Genomic DNA, 20,655 nt, shown 5'->3' with positions numbered 1-20,655 from the left:
ACGCCCGGTTACATTCCGAACCCGGAAGCTAAGCCTTACAGCGCCGATGGTACTGCAGGGGGGACCCTGTGGGAGAGTAGGACGCCGCCGAACAACTTTTGAAAGGGTTGGACCCGGAACTTCGGTTCAGGGTCCAACCCTTTTTTGGTTTGCGTAACGTGTCGTTCACGTTCCGCCCCGAGCATCCCAGCATGGGTACTGCCGCAATGCTCAGGGCCGCCGGTGTCGGAATCGGCGACGAGGTCATCGTGCCGGCCTTCGGGAACGCCGAGGTCGCTGAGGCCGTGACACTGGCCGGTGCGCTTCCGGTGTTCGCCGACATAGATCCGCTGACCTACTGCCTCGACGTGACGGAGGTGGAAGCGGCCGTAACCGCCCGTTCCGCCGCGGTGGTTGTCGTCCACCGCTTCGGCCGTTGGGCCGACATCAGGCGGTTGCGTGAGCTGGGACAGCGGCATGGTCTGCTGGTGCTGGAGCAGGGCGAGTCCGAGGCCCCGTACGACGAGATCGCCCAGCGGCGGCAGCGGGCCTCCTACCTGGACGCGAAGCTGCGTGGCGTGCGGACGCCGGACGGCGGAGACGGGCACACCTACCAGCAGTACGTCGTGCGGGTGCCGGGGAACGGCCGGCCCGACCGGGACGCCTTCGCCCGCGCCCTGCGGGGCAAGGGAGTTGACTGCCGGGTGCCGGTGAAGACGCCGGTGCACCGGCTGCCGGAATACCGGCGCTGTGTCTCGCTGCCGGCGACGGAGATCGCCGCGGACGAGACGCTGGCGCTGCCCGTGGACGCCTCACTGACGAAGCGGGAGATGCAGCGGATCGTCTCCGCGTGCAATGCCCTCGGCGGACTGCTCCAGCCTGCCTTCTGAACGCGTTTGGGAACTCGGGTCTGTTCGGGGTATGATCTATTCCGTTGCCGCGGGGGAAACCTCGAAAAGGCGACAGGCCCCTATAGCTCAGTCGGCAGAGCGTCTCCATGGTAAGGAGAAGGTCAACGGTTCGATTCCGTTTGGGGGCTCAGTGAAAAGGCCCCGCCCGTCAAGGGCGGGGCCTTTTTCATGCCCGCTTTCCTCCCTCGGCCACCTCGGCCCCTGGGCCCTTCTCAGTCCTTCTGGAGGCCCGGGACCCGCATCGCGAGAATCGCCATGTCGTCCGACGGGGCGTCCGACGCGAAGCGCTCCACCGCCCGCATGATGCGTGCGGCGACCGCGCCCGCCGTCAGGCCCGTACAGGTGGTCAGGACGTCGGCGAGACCGTCGTCGCCGAGCATGCGGGTGCCCTCCCGGCGTTCCGTCACGCCGTCCGTGACGCAGAGAAGGACGTCACCGGGGTCGAGGACGACCGTCTGCTCGTACAGTTCGAGGTCCTCGATGACGCCCAGGAGGGGCTGCGGTTCGGCGGCGGCCTCGACCGTGCCGTCCTGGCGCAGGCGCAGCGGGAGCGGGTGACCTGCGCAGACCACCTTCATCTCCGCGCTGCCGTCCTCCTGGGGGCGCATCTCGCCGTACAGGAGGGTCAGGAAGCGGCTGCGGTCTCCCTCGTCCAGGATGGCCGAGTTGAGGCGCTCCAGGACGGCCGGGCCACTGAGGCCCTCCCGCGCGAGCAGGCGCAGCGCGTGCCGGGCGAGGCCGGTGACCGCGGCCGCGTTGGGGCCCGTGCCGCAGACGTCGCCGATGGCGAAGCCGTAGGCGTTGTCAGCGATGGGGAAGACGTCGTAGAAGTCGCCGCCGACCTCGTTGCCCTCGCCGGCCGCGCGGTAGATGACCTCGACCTCCATGCCCTCGATGTGCGGGGTGCCGGGAGGCAGGAGGCTGCGCTGGAGGGCCTGGCTGATGGCCGTGCGCTCCGAGTACAGGCGGGCGTTGTCCAGGGCCAGGGCGGCCCGGCGGGACAGGTCCTCGGCCAGTTCCAGGATCTCCTGGCGGAAGTGTTCGTCGGTGGGTTTGCCGAGAGTGAGCATGCCGATGACGCGGTTGCGGGCGACCAGGGGGAGGACCACTGTCTCGCCGCCCACGGCGGAGGCCGTGGCGAGCGTCGGGCCGATGCCGGAGGAGACCTGTCGGGTGGGGCCGCCGGCCAGGCCGAGGCTGCGCATGGAGCTGCGCAGGGCGGCCTGGTGGGCGTGCTCGCCGGGGACCGTCCAGACGCGGGCCCCGGGCGTGGGCACCGGGTCCGGCGGGGGGACCTTGGAGAGCAACGACTTGATGCCGTCGATGAGTTCCTCGTCCTCGTGCAGGACGTACGAGAGGTACGGCTCGGAGGCCTGGTCGGCGATGGTGTAGACGGCGCACCAGGTGGCGAGGGTCGGGACCGTCATCTGGGCCATCAGGGCGAGGGTCTGGTCGCGGTCCAGGGTGCCGGCGAGCAGGTCGGAGGCCTCGACGAGGAAGCTGAGGGAGCCGCGGCGCAGCCGTTCCAGCTCGCCCAGGCGGGCCGACTCGACGGCCAGGGCGATCCGGTCGGCCGCGAACTGCAGGCGCAGCGCCTCCTCGTTGGAGTACCTGCCCGGGGCCTCGGCCGCGACGCCCAGGGAGCCGGTCAGGCGGCCCTCGACCTTCAGCGGGACCGTGACGACCGAGCGCATGCCGGTGCCGGCCAGGAGGGGGACCGCGCCCGGAACGGCCGCCAGGTCGTCGTGCACGGCCGGCATGCGGGCCGAGCCGTAGCGGCCGGGGCCGGCTTCCACGGGCACGCGTGCGAAGCGCTGACGGGCGGACGGGAGGCCGGTGGAGGCACGGACCTCCAACTCGGTCTCGTCGTCGGTCGCGAGGAGCAGGAACGCGGAGTCGCCGTCCAGCATGTCGCGGGCGCGTTCGACCGTGCGCTGGAGGAGCCCGTCGAGGTCGTCCGGGGCCGGAGAGCCGATGAACACCTCGAAGGGGTCGCTGCTCTGGCCGTCGGAGGCGCCGCCGGCGTCGGAGGCGGGGACGCGCAACGGGGTCTGCAGGACGGCCCGTTCGTGGTCGCGGACGAGGAGACAGACCGTGGAGGGCTCGCCGCCGGTGTCACGGACCCTCAGGTGCGAGGCGTACACGGGGGTCACCCGGCCGTCGGCGCCGCGGATGCCGTAGCTGCCCTCCCAGCGGGAGAGCTGGAGGGCCTCGGCGATGCCGGTGCCGGTGCCGGGGGTGTGCGGCCAGGCGGCGAGGTCGGTGAGCGGCTTGCCGGTGACCTCGGCGGCGGTGTGGCCGAAGATCTCCTCGGCGTCCTCGTTCCAGGCGGAGATGGAGCCCTTGCGGTCGATCTGGACGACCGCGACCCGGACCCGGCCGTCCGCCAGGGGCAGCAGGTCGGCGGGGAGGGAGGGGCCGGCCGCGCGGGTGCCCACCGGGCGTTCGGGCAGATCGAGCTGGAACCAGACATTTTTGTGCGTGGGCGTGTACTCGACACCCCAGCGGGCGGCGAGGGCCGCGCAGAGCTGGAGGCCGCGCCCGCCCTCGCGGTCGGGGCTGCCCATGGTGACGGCGGAGCCCTGGAGCGGGACCTCGCGTTCCGGGTAGCGGTCGGCGACCTCGATGCGCACGCCGTCCTCCGTGCGCAGGCACAGCACGTCGGCGTGGGTGCCGGCGTGCACCACCGCGTTGGTCACCAGTTCGCTGGTGAGGACCACGGCGTCGTCGACGACGTCCGCGAAGCCCCAGCCTTGGAGCGTGTCGCGGACGAAGGACCGGGCGGTCGCGACCGATCGCCCGACGGGCTCGAAGCTGGCGGCCGCGCGCGCGGTGATCACAGAACTCCTCGACCGGGTCTCGACATGCGGGCTCGCCTGGCCGGGCTGTTGCCGCTGGTGCGGCATGCGCTCGCCCGTGGGCCCTGGCTCCGGGTTGTGTCCCCCGGGGATCACTCCGGTGGTCATGGTCTGCGGCCGCCCCTCCGAATGCCCGCTCGTTCTCGTGCCACCGCCCAGGCCGGACGGACCGGTGCGGCTGGACAGCCGCAAGCAAGGTTACTTACCTTCGCCGTCCGGGCGGATGCCGGTCGCCAGTGTTTACGCCCCAAGGGTGTGCGGACGATGTGCGAAGCTGCCGAACTGTTATGGCCTGGTTCGGCCGGGGTGAAACACTGGGCAAGCTTCTGAAGAAGGTCCGGCCGGCCCGAGTGCGTTCCGTGTACGGCGGGCAGCAGCCCTTGGTGTGGCCGGATCTCGTATGGCAGAAATACGCAGCAGTAACTGGTACGCCGATATAAGCGGTACGCCGAGTATGGCGGTGTCCGGGCACAGCAGTAACGGTCGACCCCTGCGGGAGGGACACAGTGGAGTCTGGCGCAGCGGCGCGGGGCACTAAGGCGCGCGCGAAGGGCGGACCGTCCCTGAGCAGGCAGCGGGGCGGTGACGGTACCACCACGGTGGACACGGCTTCCCTGAACCGGTTGCTGATGGCGCTCGTGGCGATGCGGGACGGCAACTTCCGCAAGCGGCTCACGGTGTCCGGGGACGGCGTGATGTCGGAGATCGCGGCGGTCTTCAACGAGGTGGCCGACCGGAATCTCCACCTCACGGGTGAGCTGTCGCGGGTACGGCGTGTCGTCGGACGTGAAGGAAAGCTCACGGAGCGGCTGGAGACGGGCGCCTGCGAGGGCTCCTGGGCGGCCGCCATCGACAACTCCAACGCGCTCGTGGACGACCTGGTTCGTCCCGTCTCCGAGGTCGGGCGGGTTCTGACGGCGGTGGCCGAGGGTGATCTCTCACCGCGGATGGACCTGCGGTCGCCGGCGGCGGACGGGGCCGCGGGGCATCCGCTGCGCGGTGAGTTCCTGAAGATCGGCCGGACCGTCAACAACCTGGTCGACCAGTTGTCGACGTTCACCGACGAGGTCACGCGGGTGGCCAGCGAGGTGGGCACCGAGGGCAAGCTGGGCGGTCAGGCACGCGTGCGGGGCATGTCGGGTTCGTGGCGGGACCTCACGGACTCGGTGAACACGATGGCGTACCGGTTGACGGCACAGGTGCGCGACATCGCCCTGGTGACGACGGCGGTCGCCAAGGGTGATCTGTCGCGGAAGGTCACCGTGCAGGTGGCCGGCGAGATGCTGGAGCTGAAGGAAACCGTCAACACGATGGTGGACCAGCTGTCGGCGTTCTCCTCCGAGGTGACCCGGGTCGCCCGTGAGGTGGGCACGGACGGCATCCTGGGCGGTCAGGCGCACGTGCCCGGGGTGGCGGGGACGTGGAAGGAGCTCACCGACTCCGTCAACACCATGGCCGGCAACCTGACGGCCCAGGTGCGCGGGATCTCCGAGGTGACCACCGCGGTCGCCAACGGTGACCTGTCACGCAAGGTGACCGTTCCGGCGCGCGGTGAGGTCGCACAGCTGGCCGAGACGATCAACCAGATGACCGAGACGCTGCGGATCTTCGCGGACGAGGTCACACGCGTGGCCAACGAGGTCGGTGGCGAGGGCCGGCTGGGCGGGCAGGCTAACGTGCCGGGCGCGGCGGGTACCTGGAAGGACCTGACGGACTCGGTCAACACGGTCTTCCGGAACCTGACCACCCAGGTGCGCGACATCGCCGCGGTGACGACGGCGGTGGCCAACGGTGACCTGTCGCAGAAGGTCACCGTGGACGTGGCCGGCGAGATGCTGGAGCTGAAGAACACCGTCAACGGCATGGTCGACCAGCTGTCGTCGTTCGGTGCCGAGGTCACCCGGGTCGCGCGGGAGATCGGTGTCGAGGGCGAGCTGGGCGGCCAGGCGCAGGTGCCCGGGGCCGCCGGGACCTGGAAGGACCTGACCGACTCCGTCAACACCGCGTTCCGCAACCTCACCGGTCAGGTGCGCAACATCGCCCAGGTGACGACGGCGGTGGCCAACGGTGACCTGTCGCAGAAGGTCACCGTGGACGTCTCCGGCGAGATGCTCCAGCTGAAGAACACCGTCAACACGATGGTGGACCAGCTGTCGAGCTTCGCCGACCAGGTGACGCGGATGGCGCGGGACGTGGGCACCGAGGGCCGGCTGGGCGGTCAGGCGCGGGTGGACGGCGTCTCCGGCACGTGGAAGGAGCTCACCGACTCCGTCAACTCGATGGCCGGCAACCTGACCTCGCAGGTGCGCAACATCGCCCAGGTGACGACGGCGGTGGCGCGGGGCGACCTGTCCCAGAAGATCGACGTCGACGCGCGCGGCGAGATCCTCGAACTGAAGAACACGATCAACACGATGGTGGACCAGCTCTCCGCCTTCGCCGACCAGGTCACCAAGGTGGCCCGCGAGGTGGGTACCGAGGGCCGGCTGGGCGGTCAGGCGCAGGTGCCCGGTGTGGCGGGCGTGTGGCGGGACCTGACGGACTCCGTGAACGGCATGGCCGGCAACCTGACGGCCCAGGTGCGCAACATCGCGCAGGTCGCCACGGCGGTGGCCCGCGGTGACCTCTCCCAGAAGATCACCGTGGACGCGCGCGGTGAGATCCAGGAGCTGAAGAACACCCTGAACACGATGGTGGACCAGCTGTCGTCGTTCGCCCAGGAGGTCACGCGCGTCGCGCGCGAGGTGGGCACCGAGGGCATCCTCGGCGGCCAGGCCGAGGTGCAGGGTGTCGCGGGCACCTGGAAGGACCTCACCCAGTCCGTGAACTTCATGGCGAACAACCTGACCAGCCAGGTGCGCAACATCGCCGAGGTGACGACGGCGGTCGCCAAGGGCGATCTGTCGAAGAAGATCACTGTTGACGCGAAGGGCGAGATCCTCGAACTCGTCACGACGGTCAACACCATGGTCGATCAGCTGTCGAGTTTCGCCGAGCAGGTGACCCGGGTGGCCCGTGAGGTGGGTACCGAGGGCATCCTGGGCGGTCAGGCGCGGGTTCCGGGTGTCACGGGCATCTGGAAGGACCTCAGTAACAACGTGAACCAGATGGCCAACAACCTGACCATGCAGGTGCGGAACATCTCCCAGGTCTCGGCGGCGGTCGCCAACGGCGACCTGACCCGGCAGGTCACCATCGAGGCGAGCGGCGAGGTGGCCCAGCTCGCCGACACCATCAACACGATGGTGAAGACCCTGAGTTCGTTCGCCGACCAGGTCACCAAGGTGGCCCGTGAGGTGGGCACGGACGGCATCCTGGGCGGGCAGGCGCACGTGCCGGGGGTGGCGGGCACCTGGAAGGACCTCACCGAGTCGGTGAACCAGATGGCGTCCAACCTGACCGGCCAGGTCCGCAACATCGCCATGGTGACCACGGCCATCGCCAAGGGTGACCTGACCAAGAAGATCGACATCGACGCCCGCGGTGAGATCCTCGAACTCAAGACGACGATCAACACGATGGTGGACCAGCTGTCCAGCTTCGCCGAGGAGGTCACCCGGGTGGCCCGAGAGGTGGGCACCGAGGGGCAGCTGGGCGGCCAGGCGCGCGTGCGTGACGTCGACGGCACCTGGCGGGACCTGACCGAGTCGGTGAACGAGATGGCCGGGAACCTGACCCGGCAGGTGCGTGCCATCGCGCGCGTGGCGACCGCGGTGACCCGCGGCGACCTGAACCTGAAGATCGACGTGGACGCGTCCGGCGAGATCCAGGAACTCCAGGACTACATCAACAAGATGATCGCCAACCTGCGGGACACCACGGTCGCCAACCAGGAGCAGGACTGGCTGAAGGGCAACCTGGCCCGGATCTCCGCGCTGATGCAGGGCCGGCGCGACCTGGCGGACGTGGCCTCCCTGATCATGAGCGAACTGACCCCGGTGGTGACCGCGCAGCACGGCGCGTTCTTCCTCGCGATGCCCCTGGTGGACGGCAAGGACACGAACGCCGAGGACGAGGACGCGTACGAACTGCGCATGCTCGGCTCGTACGGCTACTCGATGGGCTCCATGCCGACGTCGTTCCGGCCCGGTGAGGCGCTGATCGGCACGGCCGCCCAGGAGAAGCGCACGATCCTGGTGGAGAAGGCGCCCACCGGCTACCTGAAGATCTCCTCCGGGCTGGGTGAGGCCCCGCCGGCGCAGGTGATCGTGCTTCCGGTGCTGTTCGAGGGCCAGGTGCTCGGCGTGATCGAGCTGGCGTCGTTCACGCCGTTCACGCAGATCCAGAAGGACTTCCTGAACCAGATCGCCGAGATGATCGCGACCAGTGTCAACACCATCTCCGTCAACACCAAGACCGAGGTGCTGCTGAAGCAGTCGCAGGAGCTGACCGAGCAGCTGCAGGAGCGGTCGGCCGAGCTGGAGAACCGGCAGAAGGCCCTCCAGGCGTCCAACGCCGAACTGGAGGAGAAGGCCGAGCTGCTGGCCCAGCAGAACCGGGACATCGAGGTGAAGAACACCGAGATCGAGGAGGCCCGGCAGGTCCTGGAGGAGCGCGCCGAGCAACTCGCCGTCTCCATGCGCTACAAGAGCGAGTTCCTGGCCAACATGTCGCACGAGCTGCGCACCCCGCTCAACTCGCTGCTGATCCTGGCCAAGCTGCTCGCCGACAACGCCGAGGGCAACCTCTCCCCGAAGCAGGTGGAGTTCGCCGAGACCATCCACGGGGCCGGCTCCGACCTGCTCCAGCTGATCAACGACATCCTGGACCTGTCCAAGGTCGAGGCGGGCAAGATGGACGTCTCCCCGACGCGTATCGCGCTCGTCCAGCTGGTGGACTACGTGGAGGCGACCTTCCGGCCGCTGACCGCGGAGAAGGGCCTCGACCTGTCCGTGCGGGTCTCCCCGGAGCTGCCGGCCACCCTGCACACCGACGAGCAGAGGCTCCTGCAGGTGCTGCGCAACCTGCTGTCCAACGCGGTGAAGTTCACCGACTCGGGCTCGGTGGAGCTGGTCATCCGGCCGGCCGGCGGCGCTGTGCCGGTGGGGATCAGGGAGCAGCTCCTGGAGGCCGGTTCGCTCAGCGACCCGGACGCGCCGCTGATCGCGTTCTCGGTGACCGACACCGGTATCGGCATCGCGGCCAGCAAGATGCGGGTGATCTTCGAGGCGTTCAAGCAGGCCGACGGCACGACCAGCCGCAAGTACGGAGGTACCGGCCTCGGCCTGTCGATCTCGCGGGAGATCGCGCAGCTGCTCGGCGGTGAGATCTACGCACAGAGCGAGCCGGGCCGCGGCTCCACGTTCACGCTCTACCTGCCGCTGCATCCCAGTGAGCTGCCGCCGCAGGGCTACCAGCAGGCCGTGCCGCAGTTGGAGGCCGGGGACCTGGTGGCCTCGCAGAACCACGGCTCGGAGTTGTCCGGGGTGGAGATCGAGACGCCGGCCGAGGTGAAGTCGTACCAGGAGACGCAGAACGGCGCGGCGGCGCTCTTCCGGCGCCGGCGCCGGGGGGCCCCGGTGGCCGAGGCGTGGCCGGTGCCGGCCGAGCAGGAGGTGGCGTCGGCGCAGCCGCGCCGGGGCGTGCGGTTCGGCGGGGAGAAGGTGCTGATCGTCGACGACGACATCCGCAACGTCTTCGCGCTCACCAGCGTCCTGGAACAGCACGGCCTGTCAGTGCTCTACGCCGAGAACGGCCGGGAGGGCATCGAGGTCCTGGAACAGCATGACGACGTCGCGGTCGTTCTGATGGACATCATGATGCCCGAGATGGACGGCTATGCGACGACCAACGCGATCCGCCGGATGCCGCAGTTCGCCGGGCTGCCCATCATCGCGCTCACCGCGAAGGCGATGAAGGGCGACCGGGAGAAGGCCATCGAGTCGGGCGCCTCCGACTACGTCACCAAGCCGGTCGACCCCGATCATCTTCTGGCGGTGATGGAGCAGTGGATGCGCGGGGAGTGACCGGATCGGTCAAGGGTGATGTGAACGTTGCGGGAACCTTCCGTGAGCACGGGGAGTTGCTGACTCAGGGTGGCGGATCCCGTGTAGAAGTGCGGTATCGGGGGAACCTTCTGGTCTCAGGCTGCGTTTCTGCTACGTGCACAGTGACATCGCGGTGACAGGGTGTGGCGACAGGCGGGGTGCGGCTACCATGACCGGCACAAGGACGGGCGGCGAAAGGGAGTCGTCCCCTGGGGCGGCGCCCGGTGCACATCCGGGGCGAGGAGGGCGGGCCATGGTGCAGAAGGCCAAGATCCTCCTGGTCGATGACCGGCCGGAGAATCTGCTGGCGCTGGAGGCCATCCTCTCCGCGCTCGATCAGACACTGGTGCGGGCATCGTCCGGGGAGGAAGCGCTCAAGGCACTGCTCACGGACGACTTCGCGGTCATTCTGCTGGACGTCCAGATGCCGGGCATGGACGGATTCGAGACCGCGGCGCACATCAAGCGGCGGGAGCGGACCCGGGACATCCCGATCATCTTCCTCACCGCCATCAACCACGGCCCCCACCACACCTTCCGGGGCTACGCCGCGGGCGCGGTCGACTACATCTCCAAGCCCTTCGACCCGTGGGTGCTGCGCGCCAAGGTCTCGGTGTTCGTCGAGCTGTACATGAAGAACTGCCAGCTGCGCGAGCAGGCGGCGCTGTTGCGGCTGCAACTGGAGGGCGGCGGCAAGGGCGCGGTCGCCGGCAAGGAGTCCGCGGGGCTGCTCGCCGAGCTGTCCGCGCGGCTCGCGGCCGTCGAGGAGCAGGCCGAGGCGCTGTCCAAGCAGCTGGACGACGAGTCCGCGGACGCCGCGGCGGTGGCCACGGCGGCCCACCTGGAGCGCAAACTCACCGGCCTGCGCCGGGCGCTCGACGCCCTCGAACCGGGCACGGGCGGCTCCGCGCCGTCGCTCCCGTCGCAGAACTGACCGCGCTCGCGGACGCAGTTGCCCATGAGCGTGCGTCAGTTCCGTGCCCTGCGAGGGGCGACACGAACGGGTGAAGCCGTGGGCACACGTGTCCCCTGTGGCATCCCCCGGTAACCTCACACCCATGGCCTCACGTCCCTCGGCAGCCAAGAAGCAGCCCGCGAAGAAGGCCGCTGCCTCGAAGGCTCCGGCGAAGAAGGCCGCCGCGAAGAACGCCCCGGCCAAGAAGGCGCCCGCCAAGAGGACCGCGGCGAAGAAGTCCGCGCCGCCGCCCAGGCCGGCGCCCAGTCCCACCGGGGGCGTCTACCGGCTGGTGCGCGCCCTCTGGCTGGGCGTCGCGCACGCCGTCGGCGCCGTCTTCCGCGGCATAGGACAGGGAGCCAGGAACCTGGACCCCGCGCACCGCAAGGACGGCATCGCGCTCCTGCTGCTCGGCACGGCCCTGATCGTCGCCGCGGGCACCTGGGCCGACCTGCGCGGTCCCGTCGGCGACCTGGTCGAGATCCTGGTCACCGGCGCCTTCGGCCGCCTCGACCTGCTGGTGCCGATACTGCTCGCGGTGATCGCCGTGCGGTTCATGCGCCATCCCGAGCAGCAGGACGCCAACGGGCGGATCGTGATCGGCCTGTCCGCCCTGGTCGTCGGCGTGCTCGGCCAGGTCCACATCGCGTGCGGCTCGCCCGCCCGCAGCGACGGCATGCAGGGCATAAGGGACGCCGGCGGCCTCATCGGCTGGGCGGCGGCCACCCCGCTGACGTACACCATGACCGAGGTCCTCGCCGTACCGCTGCTGGTGCTGCTCACGGTCTTCGGGCTGCTCGTCGTCACCGCGACCCCGGTGAACGCCATCCCGCAGCGGCTGCGGGCACTCGGCGTGCGCCTCGGGCTGCTGCACGATCCCGAGCCGGAGGAGTACCCGGAGTACGGCGGGGACGACGAGCGCTATGAGGAGCAGTGGCGCGAGGCGCTGCCCGCGCGCCCCCGCAGGCGCTCCGGCGCCCCGCAGAACTACGACCCCGAGAGTGCCGAGCAGGACGCCCTGGCCAAGCGTCGGGGCCGCCCGCGGCGCTCCGCCGTGCCGCAGCCCGAACTGGGCCGCCAGATGGACGCCGTGGACGTCGCGGCGGCCGCCGCGGCCGCGCTCGACGGCGCCGTCCTGCACGGCATGCCGCCCTCCCCGCTCGTCGCCGACCTCACCCAGGGCGTCAGCGTCGGCGACCGCGAGGAGACCACGCCCACACCCGTGCCCGCGCCGGCACCGGCACCCGGTGCGGTCCCGGCCGCGCGGCCCAAGCAGGAGAAGCTCAAGGTCGAGCCGGTCGTCGCCGACCTGACCAAGCCGGCGCCCGCGGAGCCCCGCGAGCTGCCCCCGCGCGCCGAGCAGCTCCAGCTCTCCGGCGACATCACCTACTCGCTGCCCTCGCTCGACCTCCTCACCCGCGGCGGACCGGGCAAGGCGCGCAGCGAGGCCAACGACCGGGTGGTCGCCTCGCTCACCAACGTCTTCTCGGAGTTCAAGGTCGACGCGGCCGTCACCGGCTTCACCCGCGGGCCGACGGTCACCCGCTACGAGGTCGAGCTCGGCCCCGCCGTGAAGGTCGAGCGGATCACCGCCCTCACCAAGAACATCGCGTACGCCGTCGCCAGCCCGGACGTGCGGATCATCAGCCCGATCCCCGGCAAGTCCGCGGTGGGCATCGAGATCCCCAACACCGACCGTGAGATGGTCAATCTGGGAGACGTGCTGCGGCTAGCCGAGTCCGCCGAGGACGACGACCCGATGCTGGTCGCCTTCGGCAAGGACGTCGAGGGCGGCTACGTCATGCACTCGCTGGCGAAGATGCCGCACATGCTGGTCGCCGGCGCCACCGGCTCCGGCAAGTCGTCCTGCATCAACTGCCTGATCACCTCGGTCATGATGCGGGCGACCCCCGAGGACGTGCGGATGGTCCTGGTCGACCCCAAGCGCGTCGAGCTGACCGCCTACGAGGGCATCCCGCACCTGATCACGCCGATCATCACCAACCCCAAGCGGGCCGCCGAGGCGCTCCAGTGGGTCGTGCGCGAGATGGACCTGCGCTACGACGACCTGGCCGCGTTCGGGTTCCGGCACATCGACGACTTCAACCGGGCGATCCGCGAGGGCAAGGTGAAGCTGCCCGAGGGCAGCGAGCGGGAGCTGCAGCCGTACCCGTACCTGCTGGTGATCGTCGACGAGCTCGCGGACCTGATGATGGTCGCCCCGCGCGACGTCGAGGACGCGATCGTCCGTATCACGCAGCTCGCGCGGGCGGCCGGCATCCACCTGGTGCTCGCCACCCAGCGTCCCTCGGTCGACGTGGTGACCGGTCTCATCAAGGCGAACGTGCCCTCCCGGCTCGCCTTCGCCACCTCCTCGCTCGCCGACAGCCGGGTCATCCTCGACCAGCCGGGCGCCGAGAAACTGATCGGCAAGGGTGACGGTCTCTTCCTGCCGATGGGGGCGAACAAGCCGACCCGCATGCAGGGCGCGTTCGTCACCGAGGAGGAGGTCGCCGCCGTCGTCCAGCACTGCAAGGACCAGATGGCGCCCGTCTTCCGGGACGACGTCACCGTGGGCTCCAAGCAGAAGAAGGAGATCGACGAGGACATCGGCGACGACCTCGACCTGCTCTGCCAGGCGGCCGAGCTGGTCGTCTCCACCCAGTTCGGCTCCACCTCCATGCTCCAGCGCAAGCTGCGGGTCGGCTTCGCCAAGGCCGGCCGGCTCATGGACCTGATGGAGTCGCGCGGGGTGGTCGGACCGAGCGAGGGGTCCAAGGCGCGCGACGTTCTGGTGAAACCTGATGAGCTGGACGGGGTGCTTGCTGTGATCCGTGGGGAGTCGGAGGGGTAGGAGTCTGTCAGGGCTGCGGAGGCCTGTGGTCCGGGTGGAGTCGTTGTCGTGATCCACCCGTTAGGGACCGTCGGGCAACCGTTTCCCTTTGACGTACGTCAAGTTGAGCGAGAGGAAAGGTGTGCACCCCATGCTTGGGCGCACACCTGACCCGTCATCGGGATGTCGGGCCATACCGATGGCGTACAAAGTCGTACCGCCCGGTTGCTTCACCCTTTCGCACCCCCCATAGACTGAACCTCCAGCACAGGTGGCTATACGCTCGAAAGGCGCCCCCGTGTCCATCGGCAGCAACTTCCCTGAAGACGAGCGTCCGTTCCCAGACGTGTCCGAGGAAAACCGCCCCTCCGTAGGCCGAGCCCTCAAACAGGCCCGCATCGCCGCCGGGCTGACCGTCGACGACGTCAGCGGGAGGACCCGGGTCCGCATCGCCATCGTGCACGCCATCGAGGCCGACAACTTCGCCCCCTGCGGCGGTGACGTCTACGCCCGCGGGCACATCCGGACCCTGGCCAAGGCCGTCGGCCTCGATCCCGAGCCGCTGCTCGCGCAGTTCGCGGCGGAGCACGGTGGTGGGCGGCCCGCGCCGACGCCCGCAGCACCGCTGTTCGAGGCGGAACGTATCCGCCCCGAGCGGCGCGGACCCAACTGGACGGCGGCCATGGTCGCCGCGATCGTCGTCGTGGTCGGTTTCGTCGGCTTCACCGCCTTCAAGGGCGGCAACGGCGACGACGCCAAGCAGTCGGTCGCCGAGGGCCCCGCCCCGACGACCAGTAAGCCGGTCTCGCCGACCCCGAAGGAGAGCAGGACCGGCAAGACCCCCGAGCCCTCCGACAGCGCGATCGCCGCCGCGCCCCAGGACAAGGTCACCGTCCAGGTCAGCGCGGTGGGCGGACGCAGCTGGATCTCGGCCAAGGACCACAACGGCCGGATGCTCTTCGACGGGCTCCTGAAGAAGGGCGACTCCAAGACCTTCCAGGACAGCACCAAGATCAACCTGATCCTCGGCGACGCCGGAGCGATCCAGCTCTACGTCAACGGCAAGAAGATCGAGGACCAGTTCCGGCCCGGCGCGGTGGAGCGTCTGACGTACACCAAGGGCGACCCGGAAGTCGGATAATCGTTCGGATTCGGCGCGCATTCAAGGGGTTGGCCAAGATCGGCCAGCCCCTTCGACGTGGGCCGTCAGTGAGACAAAGTAGTCTTGAGCCCATGCCTGAACGCCGTACCGTCGCACTAGTCACTCTCGGCTGCGCCCGTAACGAGGTGGACTCGGAGGAGCTCGCAGGCCGTTTGGAGGCGGACGGCTGGCAGCTCGTCGAGGACGCTTCTGACGCCGACGTCGCCGTCGTCAACACCTGTGGATTCGTCGAGGCCGCCAAGAAGGACTCGGTCGACGCCCTCCTTGAGGCCAACGATCTCAAGGGCCACGGCAGAACCCAGGCCGTCGTGGCGGTCGGCTGCATGGCCGAGCGGTACGGCAAGGAGCTCGCCGAGGCGCTGCCCGAGGCGGACGGCGTGCTCGGCTTCGACGACTACGCCGACATCTCCGACCGACTGCAGACCATCCTCAACGGCGGCATCCACGCCTCGCACACCCCGCGCGACCGGCGCAAGCTGCTGCCCATCAGCCCGGCCCAGCGGCAGGACTCGGCCGCGGCGGTGGCGCTCCCCGGGCACGGCCCCGCCGACCTCCCGGAGGGCGTCGCGCCCGCCTCCGGCCCGCGCGCGCCCCTGCGCCGCCGGCTGGACGGCTCCCCGGTCGCCTCGGTCAAGCTCGCCTCCGGCTGCGACCGGCGCTGCACCTTCTGCGCCATCCCGTCCTTCCGCGGCTCCTTCATCTCCCGCCGGCCCAGCGACGTGCTGAACGAGACCCGCTGGCTGGCCGAGCAGGGCGTCAAGGAGATCATGCTGGTCTCCGAGAACAACACCTCCTACGGCAAGGACCTCGGCGACATCCGCCTCCTGGAGTCCCTGCTGCCGGAGCTCGCCGAGGTCGACGGCATCGAGCGGGTGCGCGTCAGCTACCTCCAGCCCGCCGAGATGCGCCCCGGCCTGATCGACGTACTGACCTCCACCCCGAAGGTCGCCCCGTACTTCGACCTGTCCTTCCAGCACTCCGCCCCGGGCGTGCTGCGCGCCATGCGCCGCTTCGGTGACACCGACCGCTTCCTGGAGCTGCTCGACACCATCCGGTCCAAGGCCCCGCAGGCCGGCGTCCGCTCCAACTTCATCGTCGGCTTCCCCGGCGAGTCCGAGTCCGACCTCGGTGAGCTGGAGCGCTTCCTGAACGGCGCGCGGCTCGACGCCATCGGCGTCTTCGGTTACTCCGACGAGGAGGGCACCGAGGCGGCGACCTACGACAACAAGCTCGCCGAGGAGGTCGTCGCCGACCGTCTCGCGTACATCTCCCGGCTCGCCGAGGAACTCGTCTCGCAGCGGGCCGAGGAACGCCTCGGGGAGACCGTGCACGTCCTCGTGGAGTCCGTGGACGCCGAGGACGGCGTCCACGGCCGGGCGGCCCACCAGGCGCCCGAGACGGACGGACAGGTGCTGCTCACCGGCGGCGCGGAACTGCGTGTCGGCCGTATGGTCGAGGCGAAGGTGGTCGGTACGGAAGGTGTCGACCTGGTGGCCGAGCCCCTGCACGGCTCGCACGGGTCCGGTGAGGAGGCGGGCAGATGACCGGAGTGCCGGCGTCCGCCGCGGGCGGCTCCTCCGGCGCGCCCGGCGCCACGGGCTCCGCCGCCCCCTCCGGTGGCGCCCCGGGTTCCGGTCCCCCCGGTTCCGGTGCCCACGACGACCAGCGGCCCGCACGGGGCGGAAAGATCGCCGCTGCCGCCGTCAATCAGGCCAGCCTGTGGAACGTCGCCAATCTGCTGACCATGCTCAGGCTGGTCCTGGTGCCCGGCTTCGTCGCCCTGATGCTGGCCGACGGGGGTTACGACCCGGCCTGGCGCTCGCTGGCCTGGGCGGCCTTCGCCATCGCCATGATCACCGACCTGTTCGACGGGCATCTGGCGCGCACCTACAACCTGGTCACGGACTTCGGGAAGATCGCCGACCCCATCGCCGACAAGGCGATCATGGGGGCGGCGCTGATCTGTCTGTCCGGGCTGGGCGATCTGCCCTGGTGGGTGACGATCGTGATCCTCGCCCGGGAACTCGGCATCACGCTGATGCGGTTCGTGGTCATCCGCTACGGCGTGATCCCGGCCAGCCGCGGCGGCAAGCTCAAGACCCTCACCCAGGGCATCGCCGTGGGGATGTACGTACTGGCGCTGACGGGGTGGCTGGCGACCCTGAGGTTCTGGGTGATGGCGGTGGCCGTCGTCCTGACGGTCGCCACGGGCCTCGACTATGTGAGACAGGCCATTGTGCTGCGGCGGCGCGGCATCGCCGAGCGCGCGGCAGCGTCGGAGAAGACGGAAGCGTGAATTCCACGGCCGCCGAACTGGTGCGACTACTGACAGTGAGGGGATGGACCCTGGCTGTCGCCGAGTCGCTGACCGGCGGCCTGGTCGCCGCGGAGGTCACCGCGGTCCCGGGAGCGTCCAAGGTGTTCCGGGGCTCGGTCACCGCGTACGCCACCGAGTTGAAGCACGAGCTGCTGGGTGTCGACGCCACCTTGCTGGCCCAGCGCGGAGCGGTGGATCCGCAGGTCGCGGCCCAGATGGCCGCCGGCGTGCGCAGGGCGCTGGGCGCCGACTGGGGTCTCGCGACCACCGGCGTCGCCGGTCCGGACCCGCAGGACGGCCAGGCGGTCGGGACGGTCTTCGTGGCGGTCGACGGGCCGTTCGGTCCTGGATCCGGTTCCGCCGCTGGCGGAAAAGTGGAGGCCCTGCGGTTGAACGGCGACCGCGCGGAAATTCGTAGAGAGAGTGTACGGAGCGTACTCGCACTGCTCCTGAGGGAGCTTGCGGGCGAACACACCGGGAATGAGCGGACACAGGATACGGAACAGAACGGGGGGTTTTGATGTTTGCAGCCCTGAGTGAACACGACATCGCTCCCCGCACGGCCGCGGCGCAAGGCGGTACGGTGGGGCGTGAAGGATGCGGCTACGCGGTCCGAGGAGGGAGCCACCGATGATTCTGCTCCGTCGCCTGCTGGGTGACGTGCTGCGTCGGCAGCGCCAGCGCCAGGGCCGTACTCTGCGCGAAGTCTCCTCGTCCGCCCGAGTCTCACTCGGCTATCTCTCCGAGGTGGAGCGGGGGCAGAAGGAGGCTTCCTCCGAGCTGCTCTCCGCCATCTGCGACGCGTTGGACGTACGGATGTCCGAGCTCATGCGGGAAGTGAGCGACGAGCTCGCCCTTGCCGAGCTGGCCCAGTCCGCCCAGGCAACCGAGTCCGTGCCCACGCCGGTGCGCCCGATGCTGGGTACCGTCTCGGTGACCGGTGTGCCACCGGAACGGGTGACCATCAAGGCGCCCGCCGAGGCGGTGGACGTGGTCGCCGCGTGACGTCTGCGCGGACGTAGACCGACGCGGCGCCGACCTGGCGCCGAAGAAGTGTGCGAGGCCCCGGCCGGGGCCCTCCCGGGAAGACCGGGAGAGGTACGGCCGGGGCTTTCGCGTGCCCGCGACAGGCGTGCGTCCATTTGCCGGTGCCCGGGGGGCCCGTCATGGTGGGAGGACGTGACAGGGGGCGAACGACCGGAGAGAGCACATGTACGTCGTGAAGAGCCCGCTGTCCGACGCGGACCTGAAGACCGTGGCCGAGGCGCTGCAGGGTGCCCTCGTCGACCTGGTCGACCTGGCACTGGCGGCCAAGCAGATCCACTGGAACGTGGTCGGACCCCGCTTCCGCACCGTCCACCTTCAGCTCGACGAGGTCGTGGACACCGCCCGAGCGCACTCCGACACGGTCGCCGAGCGTGCCTCGGCGCTGGGCGTCTCACCGGACGGCCGCGCGGCCACTGTGGCCGCGGGCAGCGGCGTCGGGTCGGTACCCGGGGGCTGGGTCAAGGACACGGACGCGGTGGCGGCCCTGGTGGACGCCCTGGGCGCGGTCATCACCCGGATGCGGGAGCGGGTCGCGGCGACCGCTGAGCCGGACCCGGTCTCCCAGGACATCTTCATCGGGATCACGGCGGATCTGGAGAAGCACCACTGGATGTTCCAGGCGGAGAACGCGTAGCAGAGGCCGATGCCGGTCCACGGCCGTTGCATCGGTGAGCCCTCGGTGCGCCTCCCCGATGCGCCGGGCGGCGTTCTAGCGTCCGGCTGGAGGTGACGGCCATGGTGGGGCGGATAGTGCGCTGGGGGGTCGCGCTGGGGCTGGCGGCGCTGTGGTGGTGGGCCGTGCTGCGGATCGTGTACACCGGCGGCGCCGGGGCGCTGGAAGGAACCGTGGCGGCCGGCGGCTGGGGGCTGAGCCTGCTGCCGGTGAACTGCGTGCCGAGGTCCCGGGCGGCGGGAGCCCTGGGGCCGGCCCGCTGGCGGACGGCCTGGCGGGCGCGGGACGCTACCAGGGCATCGCCACCCCTCCGTTCGGGCGCAGGATCTGGCCCGTCGTGAACGAGGAGGCGTCGGACGCCAGATACAGCACGGCGTGCGCGACGTCCTCCGCCTCACCCACCCGGCCCAGAGGTGACATCCGCGCCATCCGGTCCTCTGTCCGTTGCTGCTCCGCGCTGTCGTGGCGGTCGGTCATGGGGGTGCGCGTCCAGCCCGGGGCGACCGCGTTCACGCGTATGCTCTGGCGGCCCACCTCGTTGGCGAGCGTCCTGGTCAGCTGGACCACTGCCGCCTTGGCCGCGCCGTAGCAGAGGAGGCCGGGACCGCCGGTGTCGATCGCGCCGGAGGCCATGGTGATGATGCTGCCGCCGCGTCCGCCGGCCAGCATCAGCCGCGCCGCCTCCTGGCAGGCGTACAGCACGCCCTTGAAATTGACGCCCAGCACCCGGTCGAGGTCCTCGTCCCTGGTCTCCAGGACCGGACTGCGGTGCATGATCCCGGCGATCGCCGCCATGACGTCCAGCCGCTCGCAGGACCGCACGGCCTGTCCGAGCCGCGCCCGGTCGGTGACGTCGAGGGTGTGGGTGTGCGCCGTGCCACCCCGGTCCTTGATCAGGCTCGCCGTCCCGTGCAGGCCGTCCGGGTCCCGGTCCGCGCAGTGCACGGTCGCGCCCGCCTCCGCGAGCAGCACGGCCGTCGCCCTGCCGATGCCGCCGGCGGCGCCGGTGACGAATGCGGTGCGTCCGGTGAGGTCGTACGCCGTGAGGGGCATGAGGGGACGGTACGAGCGTTTCTGACGGGTCGTCAATTGGTCGTGCGGGGGCGGGCCCTCCGAGGATGCCGGGCACCCGGGGCGGGGGCCGGACCGGTCTGGCAGGTGGGGCACCAGTAGGTGGGGCGTTCGCGGGAGCCGTCGCCCTGGTCGGCGAGGCGGATGGGGGTGCGGCAGCGCAGGCAGGGGCGGGGAGCGCGGCCGTAGACGAACAGGTCGTGGTCACGCAGGCCGGTGGTGCGGCGCACCGCGCGGTCGCGGTTGGCCTCCAGGAGGCGCTGGGCGAGGCCGGGGAGGAGCGCGGCGCGGTCGGCGGGGAGCGCGCCGACCGGGAGCCAGGGGGTCGCGCCGAGCAGGAAGCAGAGCTCGCTCTTGTAGATGTTGCCGATCCCGGCGAGGTTGCGCTGGTCGAGCAGAGCCTCGCCGAGGGGGCGGGCCGGGTCCGCGAGGACGTTGGCGAGGGCGCGGTCGGGATTCCAGTCCGGGCCCAGCAGGTCGGGACCGAGGTGGCCCACGGCGCGCTCCTCCTCGCCGGTGCGCAGCAGCTCCAGGACCTGGAGGCGGTAGCCCACGGCCGCGCGGTCGGCGGTGGAGAGGATCGCCCGGATCTGGTGTGCGGGACCGCCTCGCCAGCGCTCACCGGCGGCGTAGACCCTCCACGACCCTTCCATCCGCAGATGCGTGTGCAGGGTCAGGCCACCCTCGAAACGGGTGAGCAGATGCTTGCCGCGCGGGGTGGTGCCGAGGACCGTACGGCCGCTGAGGTCGACCGTGGCGTACTTCGGCACCCGGAAGTCGCTGCCGGTCAGCACCTGGCCGGCGAGCGCGTCGTGCAGGCGCCTCGCTGCCTGCCAGACCGTGTCACCTTCGGGCATGGCTC

Annotated in this window: 14 protein-coding genes, 1 tRNA gene and 1 rRNA gene; 13 read left to right on the top strand and 3 right to left on the bottom strand. The window is 70.4% G+C overall.

From position 1 onward, the window contains the following. The 3 genes from rrf to AB0M11_RS20215 all read left to right on the top strand — a co-directional run. Window positions 1–93: ribosomal RNA gene (gene rrf / locus AB0M11_RS20225) — 5S ribosomal RNA — on the top strand; the annotation flags it as partial. Between the two features lie 113 nt (window positions 94–206). Then, window positions 207–869, top strand: a complete 663-nt coding sequence (locus AB0M11_RS20220) for a DegT/DnrJ/EryC1/StrS family aminotransferase (protein ID WP_365707274.1) — start codon at window positions 207–209, stop codon at window positions 867–869. A 76-nt stretch (window positions 870–945) separates the two neighbouring features. Further along, window positions 946–1,018, top strand: a tRNA-Thr gene (locus AB0M11_RS20215). 84 nt (window positions 1,019–1,102) lie between these two features. On the opposite strand, the gene AB0M11_RS20210 is transcribed toward AB0M11_RS20215, so the two are convergent. Further along, complete coding sequence (locus AB0M11_RS20210; protein WP_365707264.1) at window positions 1,103–3,856, bottom strand: SpoIIE family protein phosphatase; 2,754 nt, start codon at window positions 3,854–3,856, stop codon at window positions 1,103–1,105. 398 nt (window positions 3,857–4,254) lie between these two features. Between AB0M11_RS20210 and AB0M11_RS20205 the strand changes: the two genes are divergently transcribed. The 10 genes from AB0M11_RS20205 to AB0M11_RS20160 all read left to right on the top strand — a co-directional run bounded on the left by AB0M11_RS20205 (window position 4,255) and on the right by AB0M11_RS20160 (window position 19,063). Continuing rightward, window positions 4,255–9,714 carry a HAMP domain-containing protein gene (locus AB0M11_RS20205; RefSeq protein WP_365707262.1) on the top strand — a complete coding sequence of 1,820 codons (5,460 nt, stop codon included), beginning with the start codon at window positions 4,255–4,257 and terminating at the stop codon, window positions 9,712–9,714. Between the two features lie 274 nt (window positions 9,715–9,988). Then, window positions 9,989–10,669: a response regulator gene (locus AB0M11_RS20200; RefSeq protein ID WP_365707260.1), complete on the top strand. Its 681-nt coding sequence runs from the start codon at window positions 9,989–9,991 to the stop codon at window positions 10,667–10,669. Window positions 10,670–10,793: 124 nt separating this feature from the next. Continuing rightward, entirely contained in the window at window positions 10,794–13,544 is a 2,751-nt protein-coding gene (locus AB0M11_RS20195) for a DNA translocase FtsK (RefSeq protein ID WP_365707258.1), read from the top strand. A gap of 277 nt (window positions 13,545–13,821) precedes the next feature. After that, entirely contained in the window at window positions 13,822–14,664 is an 843-nt protein-coding gene (locus tag AB0M11_RS20190; RefSeq protein ID WP_365707256.1) for a RodZ domain-containing protein, read from the top strand. Between the two features lie 92 nt (window positions 14,665–14,756). Continuing rightward, window positions 14,757–16,229: a 30S ribosomal protein S12 methylthiotransferase RimO gene (gene rimO / locus AB0M11_RS20185; protein ID WP_365707254.1), complete on the top strand. Its 1,473-nt coding sequence runs from the start codon at window positions 14,757–14,759 to the stop codon at window positions 16,227–16,229. Continuing rightward, on the top strand, window positions 16,226–16,981 hold the full coding sequence (gene pgsA / locus AB0M11_RS20180; RefSeq protein ID WP_365707252.1) for a CDP-diacylglycerol--glycerol-3-phosphate 3-phosphatidyltransferase: 756 nt from the start codon (window positions 16,226–16,228) through the stop codon (window positions 16,979–16,981). The genes rimO and pgsA overlap by 4 nt, the downstream gene beginning before the upstream one ends. Then, window positions 16,978–17,523, top strand: a complete 546-nt coding sequence (locus AB0M11_RS20175; protein ID WP_365707250.1) for a CinA family protein — start codon at window positions 16,978–16,980, stop codon at window positions 17,521–17,523. The genes pgsA and AB0M11_RS20175 overlap by 4 nt, the downstream gene beginning before the upstream one ends. Window positions 17,524–17,632: 109 nt before the next feature. Then, the gene (locus AB0M11_RS20170) at window positions 17,633–18,007 is read left to right on the top strand and encodes a helix-turn-helix transcriptional regulator (protein WP_132894382.1); all 375 of its coding nucleotides are present in this window, start codon (window positions 17,633–17,635) and stop codon (window positions 18,005–18,007) included. A 205-nt stretch (window positions 18,008–18,212) separates the two neighbouring features. Continuing rightward, window positions 18,213–18,683: a DNA starvation/stationary phase protection protein gene (locus AB0M11_RS20165; RefSeq protein WP_365707248.1), complete on the top strand. Its 471-nt coding sequence runs from the start codon at window positions 18,213–18,215 to the stop codon at window positions 18,681–18,683. A gap of 101 nt (window positions 18,684–18,784) precedes the next feature. Continuing rightward, window positions 18,785–19,063, top strand: coding sequence for a hypothetical protein (locus AB0M11_RS20160; protein WP_365707246.1), 279 nt, complete (start codon window positions 18,785–18,787; stop codon window positions 19,061–19,063). On the opposite strand, the gene AB0M11_RS20155 is transcribed toward AB0M11_RS20160, so the two are convergent. After that, window positions 19,011–19,775: an SDR family NAD(P)-dependent oxidoreductase gene (locus AB0M11_RS20155; RefSeq protein ID WP_365707244.1), complete on the bottom strand. Its 765-nt coding sequence runs from the start codon at window positions 19,773–19,775 to the stop codon at window positions 19,011–19,013. The genes AB0M11_RS20160 and AB0M11_RS20155 overlap by 53 nt on opposite strands. Before the next feature lie 32 nt (window positions 19,776–19,807). Beyond that, window positions 19,808–20,650, bottom strand: coding sequence for a DNA-formamidopyrimidine glycosylase family protein (locus AB0M11_RS20150; protein WP_365707242.1), 843 nt, complete (start codon window positions 20,648–20,650; stop codon window positions 19,808–19,810). Window positions 20,651–20,655: the final 5 nt, after the last annotated feature.

Source organism: Streptomyces sp. NPDC051987, assembly GCF_040680735.1.
Lineage (GTDB): Bacteria > Actinomycetota > Actinomycetes > Streptomycetales > Streptomycetaceae > Streptomyces.
Note: the sequence above shows the minus strand (reverse complement) of the source record. Positions and strands in the feature narration are given on the sequence as shown.